13 protein-coding genes are annotated in these 13,624 nt (G+C 34.9%); 4 read left to right on the forward strand and 9 right to left on the reverse strand.

The features are described 5' to 3' along the window. Positions 1-2 precede the first annotated feature (2 nt). The 5 genes from prfA to rho form a co-directional block, all read right to left on the reverse strand. Entirely contained in the window at positions 3-1,073 is a 1,071-nt protein-coding gene (gene prfA, locus DWW68_RS08115) for a peptide chain release factor 1 (protein WP_021953823.1), read from the reverse strand. Between the two features lie 27 nt (positions 1,074-1,100). Beyond that, a complete protein-coding gene (gene prmC / locus DWW68_RS08120; RefSeq protein WP_118589346.1) occupies positions 1,101-1,946 on the reverse strand; it encodes a peptide chain release factor N(5)-glutamine methyltransferase in 846 nt (281 codons plus the stop codon). Between the two features lie 3 nt (positions 1,947-1,949). Then, on the reverse strand, positions 1,950-2,987 hold the full coding sequence (locus tag DWW68_RS08125) for a DUF1385 domain-containing protein (RefSeq protein ID WP_118589347.1): 1,038 nt from the start codon (positions 2,985-2,987) through the stop codon (positions 1,950-1,952). 68 nt (positions 2,988-3,055) lie between these two features. Then, entirely contained in the window at positions 3,056-3,256 is a 201-nt protein-coding gene (gene rpmE, locus DWW68_RS08130; protein WP_021953820.1) for a 50S ribosomal protein L31, read from the reverse strand. A gap of 105 nt (positions 3,257-3,361) precedes the next feature. Continuing rightward, positions 3,362-4,939 carry a transcription termination factor Rho gene (gene rho, locus DWW68_RS08135; RefSeq protein ID WP_118589348.1) on the reverse strand — a complete coding sequence of 526 codons (1,578 nt, stop codon included), beginning with the start codon at positions 4,937-4,939 and terminating at the stop codon, positions 3,362-3,364. Positions 4,940-5,168: 229 nt separating this feature from the next. Between rho and DWW68_RS08140 the strand changes: the two genes are divergently transcribed. The 3 genes from DWW68_RS08140 to dut are packed head-to-tail and all read left to right on the forward strand — an operon-like array spanning position 5,169 to position 7,331. Continuing rightward, positions 5,169-6,317, forward strand: coding sequence for an NADP-dependent malic enzyme (locus tag DWW68_RS08140; RefSeq protein WP_118589349.1), 1,149 nt, complete (start codon positions 5,169-5,171; stop codon positions 6,315-6,317). 28 nt (positions 6,318-6,345) lie between these two features. Further along, complete coding sequence (nrdG, locus tag DWW68_RS08145; RefSeq protein WP_118589350.1) at positions 6,346-6,873, forward strand: anaerobic ribonucleoside-triphosphate reductase activating protein; 528 nt, start codon at positions 6,346-6,348, stop codon at positions 6,871-6,873. Between the two features lie 20 nt (positions 6,874-6,893). Beyond that, a complete protein-coding gene (gene dut / locus DWW68_RS08150; RefSeq protein WP_021953816.1) occupies positions 6,894-7,331 on the forward strand; it encodes a dUTP diphosphatase in 438 nt (145 codons plus the stop codon). A gap of 37 nt (positions 7,332-7,368) precedes the next feature. Here dut and spoIIP read toward each other — a convergent pair whose 3' ends face one another. Together spoIIP and gpr are read right to left on the reverse strand one after the other, a co-directional pair. Then, positions 7,369-8,532, reverse strand: coding sequence for a stage II sporulation protein P (spoIIP, locus tag DWW68_RS08155; protein ID WP_118589351.1), 1,164 nt, complete (start codon positions 8,530-8,532; stop codon positions 7,369-7,371). 179 nt (positions 8,533-8,711) lie between these two features. Then, the gene (gene gpr / locus DWW68_RS08160; protein WP_118589352.1) at positions 8,712-9,623 is read right to left on the reverse strand and encodes a GPR endopeptidase; all 912 of its coding nucleotides are present in this window, start codon (positions 9,621-9,623) and stop codon (positions 8,712-8,714) included. A 220-nt stretch (positions 9,624-9,843) separates the two neighbouring features. On the opposite strand from gpr, the gene rpsT reads away from it, so the two are divergent. Then, positions 9,844-10,107 (forward strand): 30S ribosomal protein S20, encoded by a 264-nt coding sequence (gene rpsT / locus DWW68_RS08165; protein WP_021953813.1) that lies wholly within the window; start codon positions 9,844-9,846, stop codon positions 10,105-10,107. Between the two features lie 79 nt (positions 10,108-10,186). On the opposite strand, the gene holA is transcribed toward rpsT, so the two are convergent. Next, positions 10,187-11,170, reverse strand: a complete 984-nt coding sequence (holA, locus tag DWW68_RS08170) for a DNA polymerase III subunit delta (protein WP_021953812.1) — start codon at positions 11,168-11,170, stop codon at positions 10,187-10,189. A 45-nt stretch (positions 11,171-11,215) separates the two neighbouring features. Further along, positions 11,216-13,618: a DNA internalization-related competence protein ComEC/Rec2 gene (locus tag DWW68_RS08175; RefSeq protein WP_118589353.1), complete on the reverse strand. Its 2,403-nt coding sequence runs from the start codon at positions 13,616-13,618 to the stop codon at positions 11,216-11,218. Positions 13,619-13,624 lie beyond the last annotated feature (6 nt).

The raw sequence follows: 13,624 nt of genomic DNA on the forward strand, positions 1-13,624 counted from the left end.
AATTAATCATTCACCTTTGCTAATTTTGCAGCCTGGTCGGCAGCTATACACTGATTAATTATCTCATCAATATCACCATTCATAATGTTTTCTAATCTATGAGATGTATATTTTATTCTGTGATCGGTTACTCGTCCCTGTGGGAAGTTATATGTTCTGATTTTTTCAGAACGGTCTCCTGTACCTATCTGACTTCTTCTCGCTTCTGATTCTGCATCCTGCTTTTTCTGGCACTCTAATTCATAAAGTCTTGCTCTTAATACCTTTAATGCCTTATCCTTATTTTTAAGCTGTGACTTTTCATCTTGACATGAAATAACAATGCCTGTAGGAATATGAGTAAGTCTTACAGCTGAATCCGTTGTATTTACACACTGTCCACCGTTACCTGATGCTCTAAACACATCAAAACGGCAGTCATTCATATCTATTTCCACGTCTACTTCTTCTGCTTCCGGCATTACTGCAACTGTAGCTGTTGAAGTATGGATACGTCCACCGGACTCTGTTACAGGAATACGCTGTACACGATGTACACCACTTTCGTATTTAAGTCTTGAATATGCACCCTGACCGTTTACCATAAACACAACTTCCTTAAATCCGCCAAGTCCGTTTTCATTAACTGATATTAATTCTGTCTTCCATTTCTGGGTTTCCGCATACATACAGTACATTCTGTAAAGTTCAGCTGCAAACAGGGCTGCCTCGTCTCCGCCGGCACCACCTCTTATTTCAACTACGACGTTTTTGTCATCGTTCTCATCCTTTGGTAAAAGAAGAATCTTTAACTGTTCTTCCATTTCAGGAATTGAAGCTTTGGCTTCGTTCATTTCTTCCTTTGCCAATTCTCTCATTTCCTCGTCGCTTTCTTCATCTAAAATGGCAAGACTATCCTGAATGGTCTCCTGTGCTTCCTTATATTTTCTGTATAATTCCACAATAGGAGCTAAATCACTTTGTTCCTTCATAAGTTTTCTGAAATTACTCTGGTCACTTACAACATTAGGATCATTTAACTGCTCCATAATCTCGTCATATCTTTCTAATATTCCATCTAACTTTTCAAACATTTTTTTACCTACTTTCTCACAACCAAATTATCTAAGTGCAAAAACAACCCTGTCATTTTGCGAATAATCTTTTATAACTTTTACTTTTTCAAATCCCTGTTCATTTAATATTTTAGAAATAGAGCTTCCCTGATTATAGCCTATTTCAAAGAAAACTGCTCCCTGTTCTTTTAAATACCGACTTAAATTGTTACATATGTTCCTATAAAATTCAAGTCCATCTTTTGTTCCGTCCAGCGCAATGCGGGGTTCAAAGTCTCTAACCTCAGGCATCAGCTTTTCTATTTTTTTTGATTCTATATATGGAGGGTTTGACACTATTACATCAAAACATTCCCTTATATTTTCAAACAAATCAGATTCTATAAAATCAACCCCGGCACTATTTTCTTTATTGTTAATTTCAGCAATCTCCAAGGCCTTCTTTGAAATATCTGCTCCAACAACCTGTGCATTATCACATAATTTATCTATTGATATGGCTATACATCCTGAACCGGTACACATATCAAGAACCTTTACTTTACGTTCCTGACTATTAATATATTTAATAACCTCTTCCACTAATATTTCAGTGTCCTGCCTTGGTATGAGAACATTTTCGTTGACTTTAAAATTAATTCCCATAAACTCCTGATTTCCTGTAAGATGTTGAAGAGGTATATGCGCAGCTCTTTTTTCTATCAGCTGATTGTATATCTGTGCATTTTTCACATCTGTTTCCATGTCAGGATGTACCAAAAGTTTGTAATAATCTATATGAAAAACATATTCTGCCAGAAGTCTGCTGTCTATAACATAGTCTGTCACTTCTGCCTTTTTTAACTTTTCAGAAGCTTTAGCTATTAAATCTTTAATTAAAATCTTTTCCATAGTCTAAAATTTCCAATTATACCCTGAGCCTGCCTTAACTTCTTCGTAACTTTCCGGCATCGGTTCTTCTTTTTTATCTTCCGGAAGTGCAATTCCATTATCTCTTAAATAAGTTTCCCAGTCAAAAACTGCCTCAACAGCTTCTATTGCAACTTCTATCATATCATCATCAGGCTCTTTTGTTGTAATTCTCTGCATCCACAATCCCGGCTTACTTAAAGCACTGATTATAGGGTTATTAGAAGAACCTGCCTTTCTGATAAATTCGTAGGAAATGCCTGCAATTACCGGAATAAGTAATATTCTTATTAAATATTTAAGCCATACTGTATCTGTTCTGATAAGTAAAAACATAATAATACTTATAACTAACACAATTAACAAAAAGCTTGTTCCACAACGCTTATGAAATCTTGAGCTGCTTCTTACATTTTCAACATTAAGCACCTTGCCGTTTTCTATACAGTTAATACATTTGTGCTCTGCACCATGATACATAAAAGTTCTTTGTATGTCCTTCATTAATGAAATAAGTAAAAGATAGCCAATAAAAATTATCATTTTGGCAATACCTTCTATAACCGGCACATGACTCTGAGTAATGCCCGGCACATATTTTTCCATTAAATCAGCAATAAATAAAGGTAGCAGCATAAACATTACCACTGCTATTACAACAGATAAAGCCACTGTAAATCTCATTATTATTTTTTCTGCCTTATCTCCAAATTTTCTAAGAAGCCATTCCTCAAATTTATCCGGTTCTTCTTCTCCTTCATCATCAAAAAAGCTTGCAGATAATGTTAATGTTTTTATTCCTAAAATCATTGAATCAATAAAATTAAAGACTCCCCTTATAAACGGAAGGAACAGTATTTTATTACCCTTTGTTATTCCCTTATACTTTTCCACTTCTACTTCAATGGTTCCATCTGACTTTCTTACGGCAACGGCATAATCATCTTTATTTCTCATCATTATGCCTTCTAAAACTGCCTGACCGCCAATTCCTGATGAACCAAGTTTATTATTCTCACTCATATTAGTCACCTGTATATATACATAAGAAAATAGGTTGAGAATCACTTCTCAACCTGTTATCCTTAAAATTATTTGATACCATATTTTTTGTTGAACTTATCAATTCTACCACGGGCTGAAACAGCTTTCTGCTGTCCTGTGTAGAAAGGATGACATGCTGAGCAAATTTCAACATGGAGTTCTTTTTTAGTTGAACCTGTTACGAATGTGTTACCACAGTTACATGTAACGGTTGCTTCCTGGTAATCTGGATGGATTCCTTTTCTCATTACATTCACCTCTTTTTTATTTTTATGCTAATTGGCAACGCCAATCCGTTTTTACTCAATAGCCTAGACATTATATCATAGTGATAACATAATAGCAACCCTTTTTTAACGATTATTGTAGTTATCTCTGTTATTATGGTTGTTATTATATCCAACACCATTATTGTTAGTGTATGTTATCTTTAATCTTCCTATTTTTTGAACGAATTCTTTGTTGTCACTTGTCCTTGCAAACAGGTTAAGTATCTGTTCAACAGCATCTTCTTTTCGCATGCCGTTGGTTTCTTTTCTAATTATATATGATGCTCCAAGTTCATCGGAATCTAAAAGTAAGTCCTCTCTTCTTGTTCCGGACTTCGTAATATCTATAGCAGGGAAAATTCTCTTTTCAGATAATTTGCGGTCTAAAACAAGTTCCATATTACCTGTTCCCTTAAATTCCTCGTATACAACATCATCCATCTTACTTCCCGTATCAACCAACGCTGTGGCAAGTATTGTAAGACTTCCGCCTTCACGCATATTTCTTGCGGCACCAAAAAATCTCTTTGGCATGTGAAGAGCTGCAGGATCAAGGCCACCGGAAAGAGTTCTTCCACTTGGTGGAACAGTCATGTTATATGCTCTTGCAAGTCTTGTAATACTGTCAAGGAGAATAATTACATCTCTTCCGTGTTCAACAAGTCTTTTTGCTCTCTCTATAACCATTTCAGAAACTCTCTTATGATGATCCGGCAATTCATCAAATGTAGAATAAATTACTTCAACATTTTCACCCTGTATTGCTTCCTTAATATCTGTTACTTCTTCCGGTCTTTCATCAATAAGAAGAATAATCATATGCATTTCAGGATTGTTCTGCTGTATTGCCTTAGCTGTTTCCTTTAATAATGTTGTTTTTCCTGCCTTAGGTGGCGAAACAATCATACCACGCTGGCCTTTACCTATAGGACTTACAATATCAACAATTCTCATTGCAATGCTATGTCCGTCTGTTTCAAGATGTATTCTCTCATTCGGAAAAACAGGCGTCAGTGTTTCAAAGCTTGGTCTGTTAATGGAATTTTCAAGAGGTTCTCCATTAATCTTCTCTAAGTAATACAACGCTCCAAACTTTTCATTTTCTTTCTTATCACGGACTTTTCCTGTAATCATATCTCCTGTTTTAAGTCTGAATTTTTTAATCTGGGATGGTGCCACATAAGCATCAGCCTCTCCCGGAAGATAATTGTCGCATCTTATAAATCCATATCCCTCAGATAATACCTCTAGAATACCTGTCTTAGTATCATTATCTTCCTGAGGTAATTCATTTTTCTGTTCCTTAACCTCTTTTGTAATCTTTGTTTCTCTATTATTTTCTTCTATGTTTTTACTTTTTACCTTACGATGTTCTTTTGAAGATCTGTGTTCTCTGCTTTTTTTAACTTCACCACTTTTACTTCTTCGTGATGAATGTTCTCTTCCTACCGTTTTCTTTTCTTCGTCAGATGTACTCTTTACCAGTGTTTCAGCCTTTTTAGCTGCTTCCTTTTCTAACGTCTCCTGTTCCTTTTTTTCATTAACCTCAATAATTCTGTCTATAAGCTGTTGTTTTCTCATTATTGTAACAGACTTAATACCATTAGCCTTTGCAATTTCTCTCAGCTGAACTACAGGCAATGAACTTAACTTTTCTCTCATTAGACTCCTTTCAAGGGTTATTACCCTAATAAGTGTTTTTAGTTTTAATTTATTAATCTCTATATAATGGATTTAATATTGGGGATACCCCAAAGACATCTTTTTTCAGACAATTCATTTTAACACATATTTTTAAAAAATAATAGAGTAAATTCTAAAAATATGATATGCTTTATTAATGTATGAATTTACCGTACTTAATGACATTTTTAATTTTTGGAGGTATAAAATGACAACAGACGAAAAAGCACTGGAATTACACGAAAAATGGAATGGCAAAATTACTACTGAAGCCAAATGCCATGTAAAAACAAGAGAAGATTTATCATTAGCTTATACACCGGGAGTTGCAAAGCCATGTATGGAAATAGCAAAAAATCCTGATGACGTTTATAAATACACATGGAAAGCCAACACTGTAGCCGTGGTATCCGACGGAAGTGCCGTTTTGGGACTTGGAAATATCGGAGCAAAAGCTGCAATGCCTGTTATGGAAGGAAAGGCTGTTTTATTTAAGGAATTTGGTGGGGTAAATGCGGTTCCTATCTGCTTAGATACCCAGGATTCCCAGGAAATTATAGATACTGTAGTAAGAATTGCCCCGGGATTTGGTGGAATTAACTTAGAAGATATATCTGCTCCAAGATGTTTTGAAATAGAAACTAAATTAAAGGAAATCCTTGATATTCCTGTATTTCATGACGACCAGCATGGTACTGCCATTGTAGTTTTGGCTGGTATAATTAATGCCCTTAAGGTTGTTGGAAAGAAAAAAGAAGATTGTAAGGTTGTAGTAAACGGCGACGGTTCTGCCGGTATTGCAATTTCAAAGCTTTTGCTTAAATATGGTTTTACGAATTTAACAATATGCGGTCTTTACGGTATTTTATCAAAGGATATTAAAGACCTTAACTGGGCTCAGAAGGAAATGGCTGAAGTTACAAACCTTTCCGGAGAAAACGGCACGTTAAAAGATGCATTAGTTGGTGCAGATGTTTTCGTAGGAGTTTCCGCTCCAAACATTGTTACCGGTGAAATGGTTAAAACCATGAATAAAGATGCCATTATGTTTGCCATGGCAAATCCTGTACCTGAAATCATGCCTGATGTAGCTAAGGCTGCCGGTGCTAAAGTTGTGGGAACAGGACGTTCTGATTTTCCAAATCAGGTAAACAACGTTGTAGCCTTTCCGGGAATATTTAAAGGTGCCCTTGAAGGCAGAGCAAAACAGATTACAGAGGAAATGAAGCTTGCAGCTGCTTTAGCCATTGCTTCATTAGTTCCTGATAATGAATTAAATGAAAATAATATACTTCCTGAAGCATTTAACCCTGATGTGGCAAATGTTGTAAGCGAAGCTGTTAAAGCCAATATTTAATTTACAAAACTATTAGGAGTTCATTAACATGAATTATGCAGAAATAAAAACTTATGATGTGGCAAATGGTCCCGGAATCCGGTTATCCCTGTTTGTAAGTGGCTGTCCTCACAGATGTCCCGGATGTTTTAACCAGCAGGCATGGGATTTCAGTTATGGAAAGCCTTTTACTAACGAAACCATTAATTACATTATTAAGGAACTAAGTTTCCCCGCCTATGCAGGTATTACTTTTTTAGGTGGAGAGCCATTTGCAAAGGAGAATCAACATGACCTTCTTCTTCTGGCAAAAAAAATTAAAGAAACTTACCCTGATAAAAACATATGGTGCTATACCGGTTATGAATTTGAACGGGACATTATGGGATATATGTATGATAAATGGCCATACACAAAAGAACTTATGTCATATATTGACGTTTTAGTAGATGGTCCCTTTATAGAATCTCTAAAGAACCTTAATCTTGTTTTCAGAGGTTCTGAAAACCAGCGTCTTATTAAGTTGCCGGAAACTCTTTCTTCCGGCAGAATATGTTTGTGGGAGAAAAAAATATAAAAATTTTAAGGAGATTAAAAATGCAGTTAAACATAAAAAAACTAAATGAAAAAGCCATTGTTCCTACTTATGGTTCAGACTACGCAGCAGGTGCCGACCTTTACGCCTGCCTTGATGAACCTATTACCATCAATCCCGGTGAAACAAGTTTTATTGGAACAGGTCTTGCCATGGAAATACCTGAAGGCTATGCCGGTCTTGTTTATGCAAGAAGCGGTCTTTCCTGCAAAATGGGATTAGCTCCCGCTAATAAAGTTGGTGTAGTCGATGCGGATTACCGTGGAGAAATCACCGTTGCCTTATACAATCACTCTCAGGAATCCCGCACAGTGGAGCCCGGTGACAGAATTGCCCAGATAGTAGTTACTCCATTTTTGAAAGTTAATTTCAATGAAGTAAATGAACTTTCAGATACTGTAAGAGGTGCTGATGGATTTGGTTCAACAGGAAGAAAATAATTATATAAAACAAGGTGCTGAAGTTTTAGGATTTTCCTTACTTAGAAGCACCTTGTTTATTTTTACCCATTGTAAGATTTATAAGCATTGCTAAGGGCTCTGCCGCATTTTGCGCTTCCTCATATGTATTAGTCTGGGCTCCCACCTCTATTAACATGCACTGCCTGCACAAATCAAGATTATATTTATAAGCATTCACGTAATTTCTTCTTGTAAATCCCGGATAATAAGCCTCTGCATTCACCTTCATCTGTAAAACCAGCGCAAGATTTTCATATAAATAAGGATTATACAAATAATCAATATTTCCTGAATTTTTAAATCTGGACATACCATTAAAAAACATTATCTGTGCAGTCTTTTTCCCATTAACCTCTGTAACTAATCTGGTGTTTTCATTTATGCCGTCACGATGTATGTCAAGCACAAGGCTGATGGAAGGATTTTTTTCCAAAATCTTTTTAACCCCTACTCTTGCCTGATCATATGCTTCACTTCTGTCTAACTTTCCATTTACTATGTCATATTTAGTAGTGTCATGAATTACATTATACCCAAACTGACTTTTAAGTATTTTGGCTAATCTGTCTCCTACTCCTATTATGGTGGTTGATACATCGTCGCTACTGTCAGCAAATTCTTCCTGGGAATGGGTATGATAAATCAATATTTGAGGTTTTGTATTATTCCCTTTTATTTTAAAATTCTCGTTTAAAGCAGATTTTATGGGTATGTCCCCAGAATAAAGGCTTGTTGCCTCTGTCACAATATAAAATCTGTCCATAACATCTTTAAAGCTACCTATGTTTTGAGCATTATATAATCTTCCTGTAATTTTTGGTGTAGGAACAATCACATTTGCTGATGCCGCAACTGCCTTTTTCTTTTTAGGTTTTGTCTCTTTTTCTGTAGGCTGTTCCTTTTTTTCTGCATAATTTGCATTTTCATATATAAGATTAATCACCTGGTCATACCCCGGATCAGTTGTATCATAAGTATATTCACTATGCATCATATATTCAGAAACAATTTTGTTTAACAGTTCCTTCTTTGCCATTTCAGAAATATTTCCGTGATTCTCCACATAAAGCATATATTCATTCATAATCCCCGAATTTTCAACTATTTCCCTTGCAATTACAGATGATGCATGATTTATGGCTTTCCCTGTAACTTCTCCTGCCTTGTTTTCTGAAATCATATTAATACACCTGATGGTTATATATATGCACAATAATACGATTATGATTTTCACTGAAATCGAAAACAGCTTTTCTGAAATATTTATTCTGTTTTTGTTTAAATATAATCCTTTTTGCACATACTCACCCCACTTTGTCCCACTGATATAGTATATGCCACAGGTTTTACCCTTAGAACTTAATTAAATAATTCCCTGCAATATTTATTAAGTCCATGAGCAATGGTTGTGCTTAGATTTTCCACAATTTCATCCACATCCTTTGGTGTTACAAACATCTGCTCTGTTTCCTCTGACAAAAGTTCTTCAAACAGCTGGTATTTCTCCTGCTCTGTATAATCTTTAAAAAGTTTTACCACGGAATTATTTTTAACTGAAGATAGAATTTTAATTAAATTTTCCATAGTGTCATTAACAATGGTAGCACCGCTTACTACCATGGGAACGCCAATGGCTATAACCTTTCGGTTTAATGACTCCTGATTTATTCCTTTCCTATGGTTACCTATACCTGACCCCGGAGTAATTCCCGTATCAGTAATCTGTATGGTTGTAGTTATTCTCCTTACATTACGGGCAGCTAATGAGTCAATAGCAATAACTAAATCAGGATTTACTTCATTTATAATCCCCTTAATTATGGAAAATGTTTCCATTCCCGTTTGGGAAAGTACCCCCGGAGAAACACAATATACTCCCTTTCCGCTTTCTATTTTTTCCACGGTTTTAGGCCCTAATGCATCAGGAGTGGCATAAAGGTTTCCCAGCCCCACAATCAATACACTTTCAGGTCTCTGTTTTTCCATAATTGTTACGAGGTTGTCAGTTAATTCTTCAGCAATTTTCTTTCTGAAATCTTCATCATTATCCTTTAACAGTTTAGTTTCCATTGTAACGTAACATCCCTCAGGCTTACCCATTTCACCAGCACCCTTTTCGTTAAATATATCCACTACCGTAGTAGTCATATGCATGCTTTCATCATATTTTTTATTTATTTTTACACCTTCAATTTCAACATTTTCCTTAAATCTTTCCCTCTCTTCCAGGGCTAAATCTGTATATATATTGTTATTTTCCAAAAAAGACATTTTCTTCTCCTACTAATTTAATACCTATAATTAGTTTAAGCATCTTTTAATGTTTTATTAATTATTTTTCAATAATACTATTGACATATTATTTTTCTTTTACTAAAATAATCCTTGATGTCTGCGTCGACGTCCGCATTTCCAGTGGCGCAGATATATAACAGGATTTCCAATCTCTCTCAACGGAAATCTTAAACGTTAATAAGCGGAGGTATTAAAAATGGCTAATATTAAGTCAGCAAAGAAAAGGATTTTAGTTAATCAGACAAAGTACGAAAGAAACAAATCAGTTAAGTCAGCTGTTAAGACTGCTGTTAAGAAAGTTGAAGCTGCTGTTGAAGCAAACGACAAGGCTGCAGCTAACGAAGCATTAATCGCAGCTACAAAGCTTATTGAAATGGCTGGTTCAAAGGGAATTTTCCACAAGAACAATGTTGCCAGAAAAGTTTCAAGATTAACAAAATTAGTTAACACTATTGCATAATTAATTGCAACAAAAATAAGAGGCTGTTGTTTTTTCACTTGTGTTGAAACAACGGTCTCTTATTTTTTTCTTTTATTTACTATCTGCTTTTTCTGCTGTACTTAACTAAAAGCATTTCCACCCCTATATTTTCATCCATGCGTCCTGATTTTATTAATTCTTCCGTACTTATACTTTCTGCCAGCCCTGCCTTAAGCTCCGAAACCGTAAAGTTTCTGCTTTGGGAAATGCTCTTAGATGCTATAAATCCCTGAACACCCATAGCTCCTGCTATTTGCTCTTTACTCATACCTCTGGCAGATAAATCCTTTGCCTGAAGAATAAGATTAAACTGTCTGCTTATCATAAACAGTATTCTCATAGGTGGCTCTTTTTCTGCTATAAGTTCATAATAACAGTCTAATGTTTTTTGCTGATTTTTTACGGATATGGCATCTATCATATCAAAAATTCTCACATTTAACTGCTTAATGCACACTGCATCAATATCATTTTTATTAATAACATTTTTGTCGTAGGCATAACTTATAAGTTTTTCAATTTCCTGTGACAAAATTTCCATATCTGTTCCCACATTAGCAATAAAATACGCCATGTCAGCCTTTGTTATCTTCTTTCCATTGTAGTCAAAAATTTTGGCAGCCCACACTTCGATATCCTTTTCGCTCTGGCGGTTTATTTCGCATATATATCCGTTTTTCTTTACTGCCTTATACATTTTGCTGCGCTTGTCCACGTCCTGCTCCACAAAGAGAAAAATGGTAGTTTCAGGAATTTTATCCATATACTCAGCCAACTGTTCTCCACCGGTTTTAAACAAACCTGACTGCTCTAATACAATAAGTCTGTACTTTGCAAAAAAAGGAAATGTTTCAGCATTATCAATAACTTCATTTATGTCAATGTTTTTTCCCTCATACAGGGCTAAATTCATTGTATCTTCCCCTGCTATTGCCTTAATAAGCTGATTTTTGTAGTTAAGCTTAAGGTATTCCTCTTCTCCGCAAATTAAATATGCATTTTTGAAATTTCCACTTTTAATATCCTGTGCTAATGTTTTCACTTCTTACCTCTGCCATTTTTTATTAAACTATGTAATATCTTACCTTTAATTCTTCATAACGTCAATTTCCATATTATTTTCCTTAGAAAAAATCTCTATCTCACCGGATAAATCCGTCCGTAAAATCTTTGAATTTAAACTTTTAAGCTTATTTATGGTTTCAGTCCCCGGATGTCCGTAACTGTTATCTTCCCCTACAGATATAACAGAATACGCCGGCATCACTTTTTTTAAAAATTCCATATCCGAAGAATATTTTGAGCCGTGATGTGCCACCTTAAGAATTGTATAGTTATTATCTATTTTATTTATAATGCTTTTTTCTATTTCTGCCGGGATATCCCCGGTAAACAACGCCGAAAAGTTTTCATATTTCAAGCTTAAAACTGTTGAATAATCATTTCTGTTATCAGATATATATTTCCCATCAGGATGAATACATTTAATTTCCACTTTGCCCAATTTCATAGTGTCTCCCTCTTTTATGTATAACACCTGTATTCCTTTTGTTTTTGCTGCTGTAAGTAATTCATCATATGCTTCATCCTCATAGGAAACATGGGGCATTACCAGATTTCTGATTGTCAGACCGTTTTCAGTATTCATATTTAGAATTTCTTCTATTCCACTTATATGATCCTTATCGGCATGAGTTATAACGGCATAATCAATACCCCCTGTACCTGATGCCTTTATGCAGGGAATCATTCTGTATTTAGCCACATTTTTTACATCACTGCTTCCTCCATCTATTGTTATGGTGGTACCATCATCTGCCTTTATAAAAATTCCGTCTCCCTGTCCCACATCCATAAACTGAATATCAAGTCCTTTTGATGGTGTATAATAAATAAAAAATCCTGATAAAATACTTATTCCCACAACAGCCAGACGTATTTTAAAATCGAATTTTCTCTGTTTTTTCAAAATTATCTGACTGCTTATGACTTTCTTACCATTTTCATCAATCATCTCTTTTATATTGCAGTCTTTTTCGTAATTCTTTCTTACCAGTGTAAAACAAAACAGGAAAAATACAATCACCATGTAATATAACACTATGATCTTTATTGTCGGTTTCCCCACCACAATCACCGCTCCCGGTATTTTAAGAACATTTTCACATAGAAAAGTATAAACTTCTAATATAAGACACCCCGGTGTCAAGGCAGTTTTTCCTATTAAAATACTAAGAAATCCCATACCGCTTCCTGCTATCGCCGATATTACCACTATTCCCAACAGTGGAACCACGATAATGTTTAACATAAACGAATATGTCGGCAACTGGAAATAATTATATGCAATTACAGGATTCATAAATATTCCTATGCACAAACTAAGAACAATACTGTAGGCTATTTTGGATTTGATGTTTATTAAATAAACCACTTTAGGCCAGATTATGGTTATGGTAATCATGGCACAAAAAGACATTTGAAAGCCTGAATTAATAATTATAAAGGGATTATCTGCTAACAGAATAAGTGCCGATAAGGATATGGCTGTAATGTAATCATACTTTCTTCCTAAAATTTCTCCTATTAGTTTTAAAACAAACATCACGAATGCTCTTATGGTGGCAATTCCCATGCCTGATGTTATGGCAAATAATGTAACAACTGCTATGGTCAGGGCAGAAGACGTTGCAAAGGAAAATCTTTTTCGAAGCAGGCTATATAAAAACATACCAATTAAGCCTATGTGCAAACCACTAATTGCCAAAATATGGGCTATTCCCGATAAAGAATACAAATCCTTTATTTCCTGATCCAGTTCTGTCTTATCTCCCATAAGAATTGCAGAAAAAATTCCTGCCTTATTACCATACAACCACTTACCTTTCCCATTAGTATCACATAATTTTGAAAACATCCCTACAACATATTCCCTTAACGTACAAAGCTTATCTCTTAAGAAATCGTAATTATCATCTGACACATAATACTCTTTTACTGCTATTTTGGTTGTAATTCCAATGGATAAATAATACTTTTTGCTGTCAAAATTTCCTTTGTTACGGGCAACTTCAAACTGCTGAATTTTCCCCTTTAAATATGTCTTATTTCCTATTTTTAAATCAGGTTCTGATTGAAAATAAGCAATAATATTTCCACACTCCCTATTATTAATTAAGGCATTTTTCAAATATACATTATAGCCGTACTGTGTTTTTAATATTTTATCAACACTTCCCTGACCTTCCCCCTCTATATTGCCTAACTTCCATGCCACATCCCGCTGTAACATTTTATTGTTTGTATTTAAAAAACCTAAAGAAATAAACAAAAAAATCATCACAAAAACACCTGCATGCTTTTTTGTAATGATTTTTATAATAACCATTATTAAAATAACCGGTATAAAAACGGCTATGTTTAATTTTAAAACAGCTATTACCTCTCCAAGTACAAAGACCAATAACAACACAAAAATCGGTCTTTTCATAACTGT

The sequence above is a fragment of the Eubacterium sp. AF16-48 genome, assembly GCF_003479405.1.
Taxonomy (GTDB): Bacteria; Bacillota; Clostridia; order Lachnospirales; family Lachnospiraceae; genus Eubacterium_G; species Eubacterium_G segne.